General features: G+C 64.3%; 9 protein-coding genes. 4 read left to right on the forward strand and 5 right to left on the reverse strand.

Going from position 1 to position 19,325, the window contains the following annotated elements:
• Positions 1–17 precede the first annotated feature (17 nt).
• From HGB41_RS22735 to HGB41_RS22745, 3 genes are all read right to left on the reverse strand, one after another.
• Complete coding sequence (locus tag HGB41_RS22735) at positions 18–5,267, reverse strand: tetratricopeptide repeat protein (RefSeq protein WP_171088590.1); 5,250 nt, start codon at positions 5,265–5,267, stop codon at positions 18–20.
• Between the two features lie 128 nt (positions 5,268–5,395).
• Entirely contained in the window at positions 5,396–8,977 is a 3,582-nt protein-coding gene (locus tag HGB41_RS22740) for a M1 family aminopeptidase (RefSeq protein ID WP_171088591.1), read from the reverse strand.
• Positions 8,978–8,986: 9 nt separating this feature from the next.
• Positions 8,987–9,916 (reverse strand): ABC transporter ATP-binding protein, encoded by a 930-nt coding sequence (locus HGB41_RS22745; RefSeq protein ID WP_171088592.1) that lies wholly within the window; start codon positions 9,914–9,916, stop codon positions 8,987–8,989.
• Between the two features lie 326 nt (positions 9,917–10,242).
• Here HGB41_RS22745 and HGB41_RS23680 point away from each other — a divergent pair, with 326 nt between their 5' ends.
• Complete coding sequence (locus HGB41_RS23680; protein ID WP_171088593.1) at positions 10,243–11,502, forward strand: GNAT family N-acetyltransferase; 1,260 nt, start codon at positions 10,243–10,245, stop codon at positions 11,500–11,502.
• 10 nt (positions 11,503–11,512) lie between these two features.
• Here HGB41_RS23680 and HGB41_RS22755 read toward each other — a convergent pair whose 3' ends face one another.
• Positions 11,513–15,112, reverse strand: coding sequence for a hydantoinase B/oxoprolinase family protein (locus HGB41_RS22755; RefSeq protein WP_171088594.1), 3,600 nt, complete (start codon positions 15,110–15,112; stop codon positions 11,513–11,515).
• 85 nt (positions 15,113–15,197) lie between these two features.
• Here HGB41_RS22755 and HGB41_RS22760 point away from each other — a divergent pair, with 85 nt between their 5' ends.
• Entirely contained in the window at positions 15,198–16,700 is a 1,503-nt protein-coding gene (locus HGB41_RS22760) for an NAD(P)H-hydrate dehydratase (RefSeq protein ID WP_171088595.1), read from the forward strand.
• Here HGB41_RS22760 and HGB41_RS22765 read toward each other — a convergent pair.
• Positions 16,697–17,437 carry an ABC transporter ATP-binding protein gene (locus HGB41_RS22765; protein ID WP_229423187.1) on the reverse strand — a complete coding sequence of 247 codons (741 nt, stop codon included), beginning with the start codon at positions 17,435–17,437 and terminating at the stop codon, positions 16,697–16,699. The two genes, HGB41_RS22760 and HGB41_RS22765, sit on opposite strands and share 4 nt — an antisense overlap.
• Between HGB41_RS22765 and HGB41_RS22770 the strand changes: the two genes are divergently transcribed.
• Together HGB41_RS22770 and mnmH are read left to right on the forward strand one after the other, a co-directional pair.
• Positions 17,436–18,065, forward strand: a complete 630-nt coding sequence (locus HGB41_RS22770) for an arylesterase (RefSeq protein WP_171088596.1) — start codon at positions 17,436–17,438, stop codon at positions 18,063–18,065. The genes HGB41_RS22765 and HGB41_RS22770 overlap by 2 nt on opposite strands.
• Entirely contained in the window at positions 18,062–19,117 is a 1,056-nt protein-coding gene (gene mnmH, locus HGB41_RS22775) for a tRNA 2-selenouridine(34) synthase MnmH (RefSeq protein ID WP_171088597.1), read from the forward strand. Before HGB41_RS22770 ends, mnmH begins: the two co-directional genes overlap by 4 nt.
• Positions 19,118–19,325 lie beyond the last annotated feature (208 nt).

The raw sequence follows: 19,325 nt of genomic DNA on the forward strand, positions 1-19,325 counted from the left end.
AACGGGATTCCCGGCGCTCATAGCCGCTGGGTCTTGCGAGTCAGTTCGTCGACCAGCAACTCGCTCGAGCGCGTCGACGGGTGCAGGGGCATCAACTGCTGGCGAATCGCCAGGGCGCGCCGCAGCAGGGGCTCGGCCTTGTCGAACTGTTGCCGGCCAAGGTAGAGCGCTCCAAGCTCATGCAACGATTCCGCAATCTCGGCATGCACGGGGGTGTAAACACGCTCGCGCAAGGCCAGGGATTTCTTGAACGCGGCCTCGGCCTCGGCAAGCTTGCCCTGCCTTGCCCACCCCGTGCCGGACTGGTTGAGGGCGAGCGCAACCTCGCCATCGAACTTGCCCAGGAAGACTTCTCGCAAGGCCAAAGCCTGCTGCAAGGCTTGCTCCGCTTCGCCATGACGATCAAGCTTCGACAACTGCAGCCCCAGGCCAGCGAGCGCGGCGGCATACAGGTGATGTTCCTTGCCGTAGCGTTTCTCGCGCAGCTCGACCGCACGCCGGAACAAGCGTTCAGCTTCGGAATGGGCACCGCGCGCCCCAAGCGTCCAGGCCAGGCCGTTCAGAGGCGACTCCAGCGCGGTGCCGGGATCGGTCCTGGCTTCGGCGATCGCCAGTGCGCGCCGCTGGAGCATCTCCGAATCGTCGTATTGCCCTAGTTCATAGTACTTTTGCGCAATCCAGGTCAGTTCTTCCGGAAAATCGGCGTGTGCGGTACCGAGCTGTTTTTCGGCGGATGCCTGCGCCTGGGTCAGATACGTGCGTGCCTGTTGAAGATTGCCGCGTGCGCCGGCTACGGCCGCGAGCTTGCGCAGGTTGGCGCGGGTGCGGGCGCTGGCCGGCCCCAGCGTCGCCAAGCGGATCTCGAGAGCACGCTGGCCGGTGGACTCGGCCAGCGCAAGGCGTGCGGTCGCCGCATAGACCGATGCCAGGCTTTCCAGCGTGTCGCCGACTTCTTCGTGCCGCACGCCGAACTCTTTTTCTTTCAGGGCCAGCAGGCGCAGGTAGTGTGGTTCCGCTTTCAGGTACTTTTCGTACCGGGCATAGTTGTCCGCGAGCTCACCGAGCAGCACCCGCGCAAGCTCTGTCCGCTCTTCCTTTTCCGCTACCCGGAGCATGCGTTCATACACCTGCTGCGCGCGCTCGCCGTCCAGCACTGCATCGAAGGCTCGCGCCAGCTTTTCCAGCCATTCAAACTCGCTGGCGCGCCCCCAGCTCTCCAGCGTCTGCTCGAAATAGCCGGCGTCGCGCGGCCCGCCCTTGCCTTGTGCGCTCAGCACGGCACGCCGGATGTTGGACTCCCATACCGACTCCGACCGGACATACAGGGCGTGCGCCCGGGTCTCGTCCTTTGGCCGGCCCAGGCCGCGTTCATGCAGCAGGCCAAGCCAGAAATATCCAGTCTCTTCGCCTGCCGCGACCGCCTGCTCGAAACGCTTGGCGGCCAGCGCGTAATCGCGTGGCAGGCCGCTCCCGTTGAACGACATGATGCCTAGCCGCAGTGCGCCCAGCGCGTTGCCGCCTTCGGCTGCGGCCGTGTACCAGCGCACGGCCTCGGCCAGGTCCTTGGCGACGCCCTCGCCTTTCTGGAATGCCTCGGCGAGAAGGCTCATTGCATCGAGGTCGCCGTTCTTCGCCGCTCTCGCATACCATTCGGCCGCCTTGGCCGGATCCGCTGGCACGCCCCTGCCTTGCTTGAATTGCTGGGCAAGATTGTATTGTGCGATGGGATCATCCTGTTCCGCAGCCTTCAGGTACCACGCGTGCGCCTGTGCGGAATCCGGTTTGCTGGCCGTGGGGTACTCGAGAAGGTAGCCATACTTCGTCATTGCCTTCGTAAAGCCCTGTTCAGCGGCTTTCCGAAACAAGGATAGCGCGGCTTTTTCATCTTTGGAAACGGCTGTGCCGTCTGCATAAAACTGGCCGAGGTTGGTCTGTGCAATCGCATTGCCTTGTTCAGCCGACTTACGGTACCAGGCGGCCGCTTCGCGCACATCCTTGGCGACGCCATTTCCCATTTCGTAGGCATAGCCCAGGTCGAGCTGGGCGCCGGCGTGGCCCTCGCTCGCCGCCGCCCGGTACAGAACTGCCGCCGTCTTGAGGTCGTGCGGCACGCCTTGTCCGCTTGCGAGCGCTCGCCCGAGCCCGTAGGTCGCGTCGATGTTGCCGCGCATCGCCGCACGCTGGAACCACAGGGCTGCGTAGGCGCCGTCTTGCGGGTAGCCATTGCCGTAGAAATAACGCCAGCCTACCAGGCTCATGGCTACCGGATTTCCCAGCTCGGCACTGCTGCGCAACAGCGCGACCGACTTTGCCTCATCCTTGGGAACGCCCTGTCCCACGCGATAAAGTTCGGAAAGCGCCAGGCTGGCCTGGGTATCGCCGTTGGCGGCCGCTTGGCGGTACCGGTGCGCGGCCTGGGCCGGGTCGGCAGAGACCGCCTGGGCGGCGGCAGCGACACCAGCTTTCGAGTTGGTCAGCAGACGCAGCTCCGCGACGCCCTGCAGATACAAATGGGAGCTACGGATGCCGGTTTCTTCCAGCCTGCGCAATGCAGCCGCCGCACCGTCAGTGTCCTTCGATGCCAGCCGCAACTGTCCCACGTAAAACAGCGCTTCGGTCAAGGCGTAGGCGCGTGCATGCTCGGGCATCGCGTCGACCTGTGCAAGCAGCGCCTCCTGGCTGATCAGTCCTGCCTGCATGGCGAGTAGCGGGCGCGGCCACGGGCCGTCCGGTACATGTCGGGCACGCTGCACCAGCTCGGGCGGGAGCGGACGACCAGCCCGCTGCAACAGCGCGATCCTGTCGATCAGTTCGAGTTCGGCGCCAGGGCGGGTAGCTGCCTTGGCCTGCGCATCTTCGTACTGCTGCATGGTTGCCAGTGCCAGCTCGGGCTGGCCCTGCAAGACCTGCGCCCACGCCATATTGCGCAGTGCGTCCGTCTCCTTGCCGGCCAGGTCGCCACCGAGCTCGTGGTACAAGCGGGCGCTGGCGGCAAAGTCGCCGCTCTCGAACGCCATGCGTGCGCGGCAGGCGCGAGCGCTCCTGTCCTTCGCATCGCCCTTGATGATGCGCCCGGCCTGGAGCAGCACTTTCTTGTTGGCCGGCTCGAGTATCCCATCCCCTGCGCGGGCGAGTTGCAGCAACAGGCAGGCCTTGTCGCGCGCCACGGCACCGTCGTTCTGGTTTCCCATCGACTGCGCAAGCCCGTCGGCCGCCGCGGCCATGCGCAGCAGGTCGAGGTCGCGCGCACTGAAGTTGGCTGCCAGCTTGTCGACCTTCTGTTGCGGCAGCGAGGTAAACCGGCCATGGCCCAGGTCATCAAGCTGTTTGGCCTCCGCGTGCAGTTCCGCTACCTCGGATGCCGGGACGGTCTGCGCCCTGGTGCGATAGTCGACCATGTGCTGCAACTGGTTACCCCGGAACACATAGGTTTCGTGCGCATGGAAAAAGCGGTTCTCGATGTTGCGCGACCACGGCGATTCGCTTGCGCGGACGTCGTCAGGCCACTGGATATTCAAGCGGTAACGGCCATGGAATTTCGCTGCGGGCATGTCGAGCGGATAGCTGCGCTGCAGCTTGTCGGGCAGGCCCATGACGCCGTCCAGCATCCCTACCCGATAGTCGATCGACAAGGCGCCATCGGCCAGCTTGACCGCCTTGGGCAGGCGATAGCGTGCCCGTAATTCCACCTGGTTGGCCTGCTTGCTATCGACGACGACCGGGGCATCGAGGGACAAGATGCCGGGATAGCGCTTCTCGTAATCCTTGACGGCGGCCTTCTTCAGCTCGAGGGGAGACAGTGCGCCCAGGCGCTGGCGCCAGATTTCCGCCAGCTCTGCGCGGAACAGCTCGCGCGTCTCCATGATGGCGTCGCCTTTGTCGTCCGCGATGGTAATGGTTTCGACGACTTCATAACCCGGCTCGCGCCGGTCCGGCTCCGGAAGCACGGTCAATGCGGTGCTGCTGCTGTCCACCACGAGTGCCGATGCGCCCGGGAAGGCAGCGGACAACGCATCGAGCCCTACCTGCTGGCCGCTACGGGTCGGGTCGACATAGTAGCGCTTGCCGTCGACCAGGATTTCGACAATGACGTGATCGAACCAGCCCGGCGAAGGCCCGACCTTGGCCGGGAGGCGCGGCGCGCGGGTAGACAACAGCACCGGCTTTGCCTCTATGCCGAGCTCGCCGAGAAGGGAAATCAGGAGATAGCTTTTATCCTTGCAGTCCCCGTAGCGGCGCTTGAGCACCGTGCCGGGCGCTTGCGGCCGGTGCGAGTTCTCTCCGATCGACACGCTGAAATAACGAATCTCGTCCTGCACCCAATGCAGGGCGGCCGCGGCGCGTGCCAGCGGCCTGGCATGCTTGCGGAACTGCTCGGCCTGTACCTTGACGGCGGGGTTGGCGGCCGGCGCCGGAAACAGGCTGCTCGCCCATAGTGCGACCGAGGCCCAGTCGGGGAATTCGGAGAACTGCAAGGCCCTCGCCGGAAGGTAATCGCTCGGGATGGACGCTTCGTCGTCGAGCGCTTCGATGCCCTTGCCCTCGAAGGTCAGGATTTCGTACGGGCCCACCGTGCTGGTTCGCGGAAGGATTTTTTCGGTACGAGAATCGCCGAGCTGGCGCCACGCCAGCTTGCGATGCGTCGGGGACAAGACCGTCAGGCGGCGCAGCTCGATCGGCGACAGCTGATCCCAGGTAAATTCGTCAGACCACTTTTTCCCGAATACAGGATTGGCGCCCGACACGCTGTAAGTCATCCACAAGGTATCGCCTGTCCGCACGTCTTCCAGCAGCAGCTGGATCGTACTCGCGCCCCCATAGACTCCCTGCTCGATGGCCGTTTCGCGTTGCAGGACGCGCGCTTCGACAGTGGCGGTCCGGTCCAGCACCTTGCCCTCCCTCAGGATGGCAACCCGGTGCAGGCTCAATGACTGGTAGTCCGGGTAATAGCTCAGGCTAGCCTGGCCGATGGCGGCAAGCGCGCTGCGGTCATTGACCTGGATGGCGCGATTGACCAGGACCGCGGGCTGGTCGCCCGCCAGTGCCTGGGTCTCATGAAGACGCAGTACGACGGCGTCGCTGCGTTCGGTGCGTGGAATGTCCGCCAGTGGCTGCGCCCAGCCGGGCAGAGGCGCGCCCCGCCGCAACGCCGACTTGGCACCCGCCGGGCGCGCGGCCTTTTCGGCCGGGGTTGAGACGGCTGCGCCCACATCGGCACACGCGAGCAGCGCAACATGGACAGCGAGGGCGACCGGAAGATAGCGCATATGATTTATTTTTTGGCAATCCCTTCAGCCTACTGCTGCCATATCAGTTACGCAAGTCCGGCGTGGAAGTCATGCGCTACGCATGCCACTGCGGGGCCGAAGCCTCGCAGTGGCACCATGGCCAAGCATCAGTCGATACTGACTTCCTTGCGGTTATCGCGCGACACCCGGTCGATCATCTTGTTGTAGGGATCGACCCCGACTTCGAACGGCTGCTCTTTGACCGTCACGGTGAGCACCGGATTGTCGCTCGACAGCACGCGCTTTTCCAGCAGCAGCACGCGCTCGTCGGCTTCCTTGGCGCCCTTGGCGCGGGCGAAGATGCCGATTTCCACCGGTTCGTCATAGGCACGGAGCGTTTCCTTGCCCTTGCCGTCCGCTTCCATCTTGGCCAGGTGCAGCTTCATGCTCACATCCCACTGCCCGTCCGCCCGCTTCTTGGCAGTCGCCTCGAGTACGCGGTTATCGTAGAAGACGATCTTCTCGAACAAGTCGGCGATCAGCGCGTGTTTGCTGGCAGGCGCCTCGGCGCGGATGTAGTCGACCAGCTCGGCGGAGGTGGTGAACGGCGACTCCTGGTAGCCCTTGTCCTGCAAGAAGCGCTTGAGTGCGCGGTTCAGGGCCTCTTCGCCGATCTCGTCGCGCAGGCGGTAGAACACCAGGCTGCCCTTGCGGTAGTGGATGTAGTCCTGGTTTTCCACGCGCACCAGCGGCAGTTCCTCGATGGCCTCGCCGCCGCGCGAGCGCAGGTAGCGATCCAGCTCGTAGCGCAGGAAGCGGCGCATCTTGTGGCGGCCGTATTCCTTTTCCATCACCATCAGCGCCGAATACTGCGACAGCGATTCGATCAGCATGCTCGCGCCCTGCACATTGGCGGCGGTGACCTGGTGGCCCCACCACTGGTGCGCCATTTCGTGGGCCGTCACATAGAATACATAGTCGATGTCGTCCTTGTCGCGCAGGTCGGCGATAAAGCCGATCGATTCCGAGAACGGGATCGTGTTTGCGAACGACTGGGCGAAGGCGCTGTAGTTCGGGAATTCCAGGATCCGCACCTGCTTGTGCTGGTAAGGCGTGAACTGGGTCGTGAAGTAGTCGAGCGACTTCTGCGTGCCCGCGATCATCCGGTCCACGTTATAGGCATGCTTGCGGTCGTGGTAGATCTCGATCGGGATACCCTTCCACTCGCCTTTCTTCACCTGCCAGTCGGCCGAAAGATACGCGAAGAACGGCATCATCTTCTGGTCCATCTTGTACTGGTAATAGTTACGGCCGTTTTCCTTCCACGATTTCTGGAGGTAGCCCGGCGCCAGCGCGATCTGGTCGCCGCTGGTCGAGACGACGGTCTCGAAACTGATCCAGTCCGCGTCCTGGCCGAACATCGAGTCGGCACGGGCCGCCTTGTTCTCGAGCCTGGCCATGCGTTCGGGTTCGCCCAGGCCGCGCTTGCGGCGCTCGTTGCGGTCGGTCAGTTCGTAATCCGTCTGGTAGCCGACCAGCGGGAAGAACGAGCGGTTGTTGAAGAAAGTGCCGTTCAGGTTGATGGTGTCGGGCGTCCCGCCATTTGTAAAGCCCGGGCGCCGCACGTCGACGGTGAAGGCGAGCGGCAGGCGCGCCCCCGGCGCCAGGGGCTGGGCCAGCTTGAAGATCCTGAAGCCCGAGTCCTTGTCGTCCAGTTCGACCTTATGCGCAGGCAGTCCGGACAAGGTGGTCACGACGTCGGGGTTGAGTTGCAGGCGCAAGGTGTCGAGCGGCTGGCTGGTCTTGTTCTCCAGGACGTAGCTGCCCTTGATCATCACCCGGCGTTCGGCCGGGTAGATGTCGACGGCGGCACGCACGTCGATGATCTTCGCATGCGGCAGGTCCTTGTACTTGCGGTAGGTCTTCTCGTACTGCGCCCGCTTGTCCATCGCCGAGTCGCCGGCTTCATAGCGCGCCAGGGTGTTCGTGTTGTGGAAGATCCAGCCGCCCACGCCGGCGAAGGCCAGCAGGCATACGGCGAGCGCCGCGCCGGCAGGCCCCGTCAAACGACGGCCAGCTTCGCGCACGCGGCTGCGCCATTCGGTCGACAGGCCACGTACCCAGAAGGCCTGGGCCACGATCAGCGCCGCCAAGGTAAACAGGGACCAGTACAGTGCAAACCACGACCAGCCCGCGATGAAGTGGCCGAAGCCGTTCATGTCCGAATACGGGGTGCGCGGCAGGCCGCCGAAGTTGTACAGGTTGTGGTCGAGGTGCATGACGCCCGCCACCACCTGCCATACCATCAGCAGGATCATCAACAGGTAGCCAATGAATTTGTTGTTGGTGACCACCTGCAGCACCACGGCGATCAGGCCCATGAGGATGTAGGGGACGCCTGCGACCAGCACGCCCTTGGCATACACCAGCGGCTCGATTGGCGCGCCGCCCTTGACCAGCTGGATCGCGATCGCGGCCACGATACCGGTGAGCAGGAAGGCCAGCACGACGCCCACCAGGGCCAGGCTCTTGGCAACCAGCGGCGCCCAGTTCGGCACCGGCATGGCGTCGTTGACGTCGGCGATCTTGACCTGGCGCTCCTTGAAGATCAGCTCACCTGCATAGAAGGTCACGATGATAATCAACAGGAAGTTGAAGCTGCCGTTCAGCAGTTCGACCATCAGGTGGGTCATCGGATACACGGTGGTGCCGAAGATCTCGCCCATCTGCGATGCGGCGCCGACCATGTTCAGCACGCCGAACAGCAGCATTACGAGGAAAGGCACGCTCTTGAACACCGCGCCGGCATCGAAGGTGAAGATGTGCCAGCACTGGATCCAACGCGTGGCGTTGGTGAAGCGCGGCTCGATGCGCGGCAGGGCGATTTGCCCCGCCACCGGCGCGGCGGGCGCCGATGCCTTGGCCTTGCCGAACAGGCGCTTGCCGGTCCCGGCGCGCTGGGGCTTGAACAGGACCAGCGTCAGCCCGAACAGCGCGAGGGCCACGGTAGCCCACAGCACGCGATTGGCCAGCATGTAGCCGGCGATGCCGGGCAGGCCGGCGTTCGCTTCGGCGGTGGAGAAATAGCGGGTGGCGCGGCCCAGCGCACGGATGCCGAAGGGATCGGCCAGCACGGCGACCCATTCGTTGTCGATGTTCGCGGTAAAGCTGCCGGCGACGATCCACAGCACGAAGAAAGCCAGCACGCCGACATACACCAGCATGATCGAGCGCGTGGTCGAGGCCAGCAGCATCAGCAAGGCGCCGACAAAGAACAGGTTGGGCACGACGATGACGCCCAGCGCCCACAGGTAGGCGCCGCCCGGGAATGGGCCGACCCGCTGGGTATCGACCCAGGGCATCAGGGGGCCGAGCATCATGCCGGCGACGATCAGGGCGAAGATCACCAGGCAGGCCACCAGGCCCGCGGCGAAGCGGCCGACCAGGTAGTCGCGCTTTTTCATCGGGGTGGCGAACAGCATGTCGGAGATGCCGACTTCGCTGTCGCGCAGCACGGTGCCGGCGATGAAGATGGTGACGACGAACATCGACATCAGGCTGAAGACGCCGAGCAGCTGGGCGACGACGACCGGCGCATTGCGGTTGACGTTGCCGATGCTGCCGCCGACCTGGATCGCATCGGTGGTGGAGGCGCCGAAAGCGAGCGCGCCGAACAGCAGCGCGCACACCCACAGTAATGGCTGGCGCAGCTGGGTACCCAGCTCGAAGCTGAAGAATTCTCTCAACATGGCCGCTCCTTACGCCGTGACAGGCACGCTTGGCGCCGCCGCTGCTGCTGCCGACGTGGCCGGCGCGCTGCGGCCGGCATTGCGGATCTGGAGGAAGTAGACGTCTTCGAGGTCCGGCTCGACACTGCGGAAACCGTCGTCCGGCTGCGACTCGGCATACACGTTGATCTGCGGCTGGCCGGCCACCAGGCGGGTCGACAGCACGTTGAAGCGCTCCTGGTATTCCGCCAGGGCGTCCTGGCTCACCGTGCGGCGCCAGACCCGGTTTTTCAGCGTGTCGATCGCGGCCTGGGGTTCGCCCTGCAGCAGCACCGTGCCCTTGGCGATCATCGCCATGCGCGGACACAGGTCGGTCACGTCTTCGACGATGTGGGTCGACAGGATCACGACCACCTGCTCGCCGATCTTGGCCAGCAAATTGAGGAAGCGGTTGCGTTCATCCGGATCGAGGCCGGCGGTCGGCTCGTCGACAATCACGAGGCGCGGCGCGCCGAGCAGCGCCTGGGCGATGCCGAAGCGCTGCCGCATGCCGCCCGAATAAGTGCCGAGGCCGCGCTTGCGCGCTTCCCACAGGTTGGTCTGGTGCAGCAGCGCTTCGACCGCTTCCTTGCGCTCGCCCTTGCTGCTGATGCCCTTCAGCACAGCGAAGTGGTTCAGCAGCTTTTCAGCGCTGACTTTCGCGTACACGCCAAAGTCCTGCGGCAGGTAGCCGAGCTGGCGGCGCAGCGCTTCTTTTTCTTTCAGCACGTCGAGGCCATGGAAATGGATGCTGCCGCTATCGGGATCCTGCAGCGTCGCGATGGTCCGCATCAAGGACGACTTGCCGGCGCCATTCGGCCCGAGCAGGCCGAACATGCCGTTCGGAATCTCGAGACTGACGTTGTTGATGGCCTTGACGCCATTGGCATAGGTCTTGTTGAGCTGCTTGATCGATAGCATTGGCTTGTTTCTCCAGGGTTTATGGGCAGGTTTCTTCCTTGTCGCGCAGGGCGCACGTAGGGAGATTATTTCCTCTTAGCTAATGTATCGTTAATGAACCGCATTGTCTGCAAAATGTGACAGGCGGTGGAAAAGCGGTAACGGACGACGAAAATCGCGGTATATGCATGAGGCATAGGTAACAGGGGATCGAGCCAGATTCACCCTGGACACTTCCGCTAGGCTCGTAATAACCGGCGAGGCTCAGCGAAGATGTCCCGAAGCACATTGATCTATCGCAAACGACCTTGCCCAACACGGAATAGACTTTCAGTATGAAACAAAGAGTGCACTTCAATCCAGTCTCTCCCTTGGCGGAGAACATGGGCCTACATAAAATAGGTGAACATGAGCCGTTTCTTGATTCGCCCCTGGCGGACGGCCAGCGTCTACCGAACCGCAGCGGCCGTTCCGACGCCTATGCCTTGCGGGTTTATGAGAACGAGATTCCGCCCTTCGTCGAAGTCCATCTGGAAAAGCTTTACGATAATATCTATTGCTCGCTTGCGAGACTACGCTTGTATGAGTCCATGGAAGGTATCAGCACCTTCGTCGCCTCAGACGGGAATGACATACGTTTCCTTATTTTGTTTCGCCTTTTCAGAGGTGTAGTCAAAGTCGTCAACCAGCAAATAGAATTGCGCGAACACGACATTGCGTGCTTTGCAAATGAAATTTTTGCTGTGTATCCGGGTGTGCGCAGGATCGAGTTCTACGCTTTGAATTGCACGATCCATTCATCCGCATTCCAGTATCTTTATCAACAGATCCAGCAGCTTGAAGAAAACGTCATCGAAATTTCGGGAAATGGCAATGACTATCTTCGCCAGCTTGGATCAAAAACGCGGTGTGGAATACAAAAATACATGAGGAAAACCGTTGCAGACTTTCCAAGCTACCGATTTGAGGTGTTCGCGCAGGATCGAGTAACCATCGATCTCGTAAGTGCTGTCGTGCGGTTGACGGAAATGCGGATGAAATTCAAGCATAAGCCTTCCTACCTTGGGGCCGACTCCATTGCCACCCTGGCGAAACTCGCACGCACGCACGGTTATATCACCACGATCACGATCGACGGTGAGATCTGCGCAGCCAACCTTTGCTTCAAGGTCAGGGACAGGCATTTCGCCCAAGTGATTGCGCATGACCCGCGCTTCAACCAGTATGCGCTCGGCCACCAGCTCAATCTCCAGTCCATCTTGTATTCCATTTCAGATGGCGCAAAAGAAATATGGATGATGGGCGGGCGCAGTGAGGAAAAAGCGCGTTTTCACGCGCGTCAGCGGTTTCTGAACAGTATTGTCGTTTACCGGACACGGTTCGATGCGCTTTGCAGTTGGCCGACCTTCATCCGGATCGTCCTCAGGAAGCGAGCAATGTCGGCAAGACGGTTTCTCAGGAAGAAGTCGCTGGAGAATAACAATCCAGGCCGGTTTGTGGCGAGACTTGTTCACTTGACACGCCACGCGCGAGCCGTCGTGGGAAAAGCCTCCCACGTCGTTTGGACTTTCCTGGCGGCCCGCCGGGATGGGGATCACACCGAGTAGGCAGGCCAGCCTACGGCGTCCCCCACCCGCCGCCGCCCGGCGTCTCGATGACAAACACATCGCCCGGCTCCATCTCCACCTTGCCGATATGCCCCAGGGTCTCGTCCGTCCCATCCGCCCGCACGACCGTATTGCGCCCGCGCCCGGCCGGTTCGCCGCCCGCCATCCCGAACGGCGCATGGATCCGGTTGTTCGACAGGATCGCCGCCGTCATCGGCTCCAGGAAGCGCACTTTGCGCACGCCCCCGTTCCCGCCATGCCAGCGCCCTGCTCCGCCCGATCCGTGGCGGATCTCGTAGCTCTCCAGCCGCACCGGGAAGCGGAACTCCAGGATCTCGGGATCGGTCAGGCGCGAGTTGGTCATGTTGGTCTGGACGACGTCGGTGCCGTCGAAGCCCTCGCCCGCACCGGAGCCGCCCGAGATGGTCTCGTAATACTGGTAGCGCGCGTTCCCGAAGGTGAAGTTGTTCATGGTGCCCTGCGCAGCTGCCATCACGCCCAGCGCGCCGTACAGCGCGTTGGTGATGCAGGTCGAGGTCTCGACATTGCCCGACACGACCGAGGCCGGGTAATGCGGGTTCAGCATCGAGCCGGGCGGAATGATCACCCTCAAGGGCTTGAGGCAGCCGGCATTGAGCGGGATCTCGTCATCCACCAGCGTGCGGAACACGTAGAGCACCGCGGCCATGCACACGCTTGAGGGTGCATTGAAGTTGTTCGGCAGCTGGCTGGATGTGCCGGTGAAATCGACTTCCGCGCAGCGCTTGTCGCGGTCGACCCGGATCGCCACCTCGATGCGGGCGCCGTTGTCGAGGTCATAGCTGTACTGGCCGTCCTTCAACGCAGAGATCACGCGGCGCACCGCTTCCTCGGCGTTGTCCTGCACGTGGCCCATGTAGGCGCGCACGACATCCAGCCCGAAGTGGGCGACCATCTTGTGCAGCTCTTCCACGCCCTTCTGGTTGGCGGCCACCTGGGCGCGCAGGTCGGCCATGTTCTGGTCCGGATTGCGCGCCGGGTAGCGTGCGCTTGCCAGGAGTTCGCGCGTCTCCTGCTCGCGCAGGATGCCATCGACGCCGTCGACCAGCTTGAAGTTGTCGATCAAGACGCCTTCCTGCTCGATGTGGCTCGAATCCGGCGGCATCGAGCCCGGCGTGGTGCCGCCGATGTCGGCGTGGTGGCCGCGCGAGCCCACATAGAACAGGATGTCGACGCCCGCCTCGTCGAACACCGGCGAGATCACGGTAACGTCCGGCAGGTGGGTGCCGCCGTTGTACGGGTCGTTCAGCATGTAGACGTCGCCGGCGCGCATGCGGCCCGCGTTCTCGCGCATCACGGTCTTGATGCTCTCGCCCATCGAGCCCAGGTGCACCGGCATGTGCGGCGCATTCGCCACAAGGTTGCCGTCGGCATCGAAGATGGCGCAGCTGAAGTCGAGGCGCTCCTTGATGTTCACCGAATACGCCGTGTTCTGAAGGCGCAGGCCCATCTGCTCGGCGATCGACATGAACAGGTTGTTGAAGATCTCGAGCATGACCGGGTCGGCGGTGGTGCCGATGGCGCGGCGTTGCGGAAGCGCGTCCACTCGCTTGAGCACGAGGTGGTTGTGCCGCGTGACCTCGGCCTGCCAGCCCGGTTCGACCACCGTGGTGGCATTGGCTTCGGCGATGATCGCCGGGCCGCTGACGATATCGCCGGGATGGATGGCCTCGCGCAGGAAGACCCCCGTGTCGCGCCATTCGCCCCCGCTGTACATCGGCACGGTTTCGCCGGGCGCGGGACGTGCGCCGTTCGAGCCGGCCACCGCCGCAGCTTCAACCGGCGCGTCGGAACGGCCGATCGCTTCCACCGACACCGCTTCGACCACCAGGCCGCGCGACGGCATCAGGAAGGAGTAGCGGCGCTTGTACGCGCTTTCGAAGGCCGCCTGCATGGCCCCGGCATCGCCAAACGGCACGACAATCGCCGAATCCGTGCCTTCGTAGCGCAGGTGCACGCGCTGCACCAGCTCGATGCGTTCCGCAGGGACGCCCTGTGCCAGCAGCTGGCCCTGCGCCGCTTCACCCAGCACAGCCAGCCGCGCGCCGAGGGTCTCGGTGCCGGCGTCAAGCAGGCGCGACTCGACTGCCTGTTCGCGCATCGCAGTCTGGTTGGCCAGGCCCATGCCGTAGGCCGAGAGCACGCCGGCCAGCGAATGGATGAATACGGTCTTCATGCCCAGTGCGTCGGCCACCAGGCAGGCATGCTGCCCGCCGGCGCCGCCAAAGCTGGTCAGCGCGTATTCAGTCACGTCGTGGCCGCGCTGCACCGAGATCTGCTTGATGGCGTTGGCCATGTTGCCGACCGCGATCTGGATGAAGCCTTCGGCCACCGCTTCCGGAGCGGGCAGGCTGCCGGTGCCGGCGGAGATGTCGGCCGCCATTGCCGTGAAGCCTGCGCGCACCGCTTCGACGTCGAGCGGCTCATCGCCGCGCGCGCCGAACAGCTGCGGGAAATGGCGCGGCTGGATTTTACCCAGCATGACATTGCAGTCGGTGACCGCGAGCGGCCCGCCACGGCGGTAGCTGGCCGGCCCCGGGTTGGCGCCGGCGCTGTCCGGCCCCACGCGGTAGCGGGTGCCGTCGAAATGCAGGATCGAACCGCCACCCGCCGCCACGGTATGGATGCTCATCATCGGCGCGCGCATGCGTACGCCGGCCACCTGGGTCTCGAACACGCGCTCGAATTCGCCGGAATAATGCGACACGTCGGTGGAGGTGCCGCCCATGTCGAAGCCGATCACGCGCTCGAAGCCGGCCAGCTGGCTGGCCCGCACCATGCCGACGATGCCGCCGGCGGGCCCGGACAGGATGCTGTCCTTGCCCTGGAAGGCGCGCGCATCGGTCAGGCCGCCGTTGGACTGCATGAACTGGAGGTTCACGCCGGGCAGGTCGAAGGCCACCTGGTCGACGTAGCGGCGCAGGATCGGCGACAGGTAGGCGTCGACCACGGTGGTATCGCCACGCGCGACCAGCTTCATCAGCGGGCTGACTTCGTGCGACACCGATACCTGGCTGAAGCCGATCTCGCGCGCAATGCGGGCAACGGCCGCTTCGTGCTGGGTGTAGCGGTAGCCGTGCATGAAGACGATGGCGAGCGAGCGCAGGCCTCCATCGTAGACGGCCTGCAGCGCAGTGCGTGCGGCGGTCTGGTCGAGCGGCTTAACGACCTCTCCGTGCGCGCCGATGCGTTCGTCGATCTCGGTCACGCTGGAGTACAGCAGCTCGGGCAGCACGATATGGCGATCGAACAGTCGTGGGCGGTTCTGGTAGGCGATCCGAAGCGCGTCGCGGAAGCCGCGCGTGATGGCCAGCGCGGTCGGTTCGCCCTTGCGTTCGAGCAGCGCATTGGTGGCGACCGTTGTGCCCATCTTCACCACCTCGACCTGCTCGGTCGCTACCGGCTCTCCGGCCGCGACGCCCAGCAAGTGGCGGATGCCGGCCACCGCCGCATCGCGGTACTGTTCGGGATTCTCCGACAGCAGCTTGTGCGTGACGAGCTGCCCATCGGGCTTGCGCGCCACGATGTCGGTGAAGGTGCCGCCGCGGTCGATCCAGAACTGCCAGTCCATGTAAGTACTCCTGCCGATGCTGTTGACCCGATATTGTAGTCCGGACGCGCGACCATGTTGGCGAAAATGCAGCACAATCTGGCGCATGGACAATCACCTTTATACCGTGGCGCAGCTGCGCGCCATCGAGGCCTCGGCCTATGCGGTCCTGCCACCCGGGACCCTGATGCAGCGTGCCGGCGCGGCCGCCGCGCAGTTCGCCATGCAACTGCTGGGCGAACGGCGCGACCGGCCGGTATTGGTGCTCGCCGGGCCCGGCAACAACGGCGGCGATGCGCTCGAGCTGGCCGCCAACCTGGCCGATGCCGGCATCGATGCCCTGGTCCTGCATTTGCCGGGTCAACGCGATGCCTCGATTGAGACCGCCACGGCCCACGAACGCGCACGGGACGGCACGGTCGGCTTCATCGACATGCTGCCGCCAGATGGCGATTGGGGACTGGTGGTGGACGGCCTGTTCGGCATTGGCCTCACCCGCCCCATCGGCGACGAGTACCGCGAAGCCATCGCCGCGCTGGCCGACGTCCGCTGCCCCATCCTGGCCCTCGACGTGCCGAGCGGGCTCGATGCCGATACCGGCGCCATCATCGGCCCGGATGGCATCGCTGTGCGCGCCACCCACACCATTACCTTCCTTGGCGACAAGCCTGGCCTGCACACGGCTGACGGCCGCGATCATGCCGGGCTGGTGCACGTGGAGATGCTCGGCGTCGGGCCGGAGCACCTGCCGCAATCACAGGCCCGGCTCGGCACCGACGACGTCTTCGCGCACCGGCTGGCGGCGCGGCGCCACAACACCCACAAGGGCAGCTTCGGCGACGTCGCCATTGTCGGCGGCGCGCACGGCATGGCTGGTGCGCCGGTGCTGGCGGCGCGCGGCGCCTTGTTGACAGGCGCGGGCCGCGTCTTCGTGGCGATGCTCGATCCGGGCCCGGGTTACGACAGCATGCAGCCCGAACTCATGTTCCGCGCCGCCGACGACTTTGAGCTCGACAAGCGTACGCTCGTGATTGGCCCCGGGATGGGCGGCTCGGCGAGCGCAATGCGCCTGCTCGCAAAGGCGCTGGACAGCGACAGCCCGCTGGTCATCGATGCCGACGCCATCACCCTGATCGGCGCGAGTCCCGACCTGCTGGCGCGCCTGGCAGCGCGCAGCGCGCCGACGATACTCACGCCCCACCCGCTCGAAGCCGCGCGCCTGCTCGGGAAGGACGCCGGCGAGGTCCAGGCAGACCGCCTGCAGGCCGCGCGCGACATGGCCGTGCGCACCAATGCCACGGTCATCCTCAAGGGTTCGGGTTCGGTCATCGCGCAGCCGAATGGCGAAACCGTGATCAACCCCACCGGCAATGCCGGACTGGCGACCGCTGGAAGCGGCGACGTGCTGGCGGGAATCTGCGGAACCCTGCTGGCGCAAGGCTGGCCGGCCTGGGAAGCGGCCAGCGGCGCCACATGGATCCATGGCGCCGCGGCAGACCTGCTGGTAGCCAATGGCGTCGGCCCAATCGGGTTGACGGCAGGCGAATTGCCCGCGGCGGCGCGGGCGGTGCTGAACATGCTGGTGCTTGACGCCGCCGACGGAAATTAAACCAGGCGGCCGGCCGCGATCGTGATGGTGCGGCCACAGCGCGCGGCCATCGCCGGGTCGTGCGTGACCAGCACGAGGGTGGAGCCGCGTTCGCGGTTCAGTTCGAACATGAGGCCGATGATGGATTCGCCGGTGGCGGCATCCAGGCTGCCGGTCGGTTCGTCTGCGAACAGCAGCGGCGGTTCGGTCACGAAGGCGCGCGCCAGTGCCACGCGCTGCTGCTCGCCGCCGGACAGGTATTTTGGATAATGCTTGAGGCGGCTCGACAGGCCCACGCGGCCCAGCATCGCTTCGGCCTTGGCGCGCGCATCGGCATCGCCGCGCAGTTCCAGCGGCAGCATGACGTTTTCGACCGCGTTCAGGTGGGCGAGCAACTGGAAGGACTGGAACACGAAGCCCAACTTGGCCTTGCGGAAAGCGGCGCGGCCATCCTCGTCTAATGCGAAGATATCGGTGCCGTCCAGCAGGACCTTGCCGCCGGATGGCGTATCGAGGCCGGCCAGCAGGCCCAGCAGCGTCGATTTGCCGGAGCCGGACGCGCCGACGAGCGCGAGCGTCTCGGCCGGTTGCACGGTAAAATCGACGTTGTGCAGGATGGTGAGTTCGCCGCTGGCGTCCGCTACCCGCTTGGACAGGCCGCTGACCTCGATCGCCGGCGGCCGCCCTACAGGACTTGTGCCCGCATTTGCGCCGCTCGTCGTCGCACCATTCTTGGAAACCTCGGGATTATCACGCATGCTTGCTGTTCTTAAGAAATTGACTGTTGTTGCAATCCTGACGCTGGCAGCGTCATCGAGCGCCTATTCTGCACCAAAAACCGTGCTTGTGGTGGGCGACAGCCTGTCAGCCGAATACGGCATCACGCGCGGCGCGGGCTGGGTGGCACTGCTCGAACAAAAGATGAAAGCGGAAAAAATCCAGGCCTCGGTGGTCAACGCCAGCATCAGCGGCGAGACCACCATTGGCGGGCGCACCCGCCTGCCGGCCCTGCTCGACCAGCACCGGCCCGACGTCGTCGTGATCGAACTGGGCGCCAACGACGGCCTGCGCGGCCTGCCGGTAGCCTCGGCCGAAGGCAACCTGCGCGCAATGATCGACATGGCGCACAAGAAGAAGGCCAAGGTGATGCTGGTGGGGATGCGCATGCCGCCCAACTACGGCCGCGCCTACACGGAAAGCTTCTTCAACATGTTCAAGAAGGTCTCAAACGAGACCAAGTCGCCGCTGGTGCCCTTCATGCTCGAGGGCGTCGCCGACAAGCCGGCCCTGTTCCAGCAAGACCGCCTGCATCCGACCGCCGCGGCCCACCCGATCATCCTGAATAACATCTGGCCGCAGTTCGCCACCCTCGTGAAGAAACAATGAAATACCCTGCCGTCCTGAGTTTTGCCGACATCCTTCCCGAACTCGACGCCTTCGACGCCATCATCGACGCGCGCACCGAGGCGGAATTCGCCCTCGATCGCATCCCCGGTGCGATCAATGCGCCGGTGCTGGACGACGAACAGCGCGTCAAGGTCGGCACCCTGTACAAGCAGGTCGGCGCCTTCGAGGCGAAGAAGGTCGGCGCCCCGCTGGTGGCCGCCAACATCGCGCGCCACGTCGAGACGCTGTGGGCGGACAAGCCCAAGGACTGGAAGCCGCTGGTCTACTGCTGGCGCGGCGGCAACCGCAGCGGCTCGATGGCCCACATCCTGGCCAAGATCGGCTGGCCGGCGATCCAGCTCGATGGCGGCTACAAGGCCTACCGCGCACACGTCGCGGCAAGCCTGGAAACCCCGTCCGAGCTGGACTTCCGGGTCGTCTGCGGCACCACCGGCAGCGGCAAGAGCCGCCTGCTGGAAACGCTCGACGGCATCGGCGCCCAGGTGCTCGACCTGGAACGCCTGGCCGCCCACCGCGGCTCCGTATTGGGCCACCTGCCAAACGAGCCTCAGCCGACCCAGAAGATGTTCGAAAGCCTCATCTGGGACAAGCTGCGCCGTTTCGATCCATCCAGGCCGGTGTTCGTGGAGTCCGAAAGCAAGAAGGTCGGCAACCTGCGCGTGCCCGACGCCGTGATGCAGCGCATGCGCGCCTCGACCTGCATCTCGCTGTCGCTGTCGCGCGAGAACCGCGTGCGCCTTCTGATGGAAGACTACGAGCACTTCTGCGCCAATCCCGATGCCCTCAACACCCAGCTGGATCACCTGGTGCAGCTGCACGGGCGCGCCAAGATCGATGCCTGGCATGCGATGGCCAAGGGCGGCGCGATGCCGGAGCTGGTGGGAGAGCTGCTGGAGGAGCATTACGACCCTGCCTACCTGCGCTCGATCGACCGCAATTTCGTGCAGGTGTCGAAGGGGGAAGTGCTGGAGTTGAAGGATATTGCGGAAGATGATTTCGTGGCGGCGGCGCGGCATTTGCATGCGGCGTAGGGGAGACAAAGGCCACGTTAGGGCTATTCTTCGGCTGCTTGAACGCGCGGGCGGGAGACCCGCCCACCCTACGAACAGCTGCAATTCGTAGGGTGTGTAAGGGCAAAGTAGAAATGTCCGGTTTGGGCAAAGTAGAAATGTCTGCTTTTGCGATGTAGTTCATGCTGTCGACTCCGAAAAGTTTGGGGTCCAGCGTGAGCGAAACCGG

Origin of the sequence: Telluria aromaticivorans (assembly GCF_013003915.1) — a bacterium.
GTDB classification, from domain to species: domain Bacteria; phylum Pseudomonadota; class Gammaproteobacteria; order Burkholderiales; family Burkholderiaceae_D; genus Telluria; species Telluria aromaticivorans.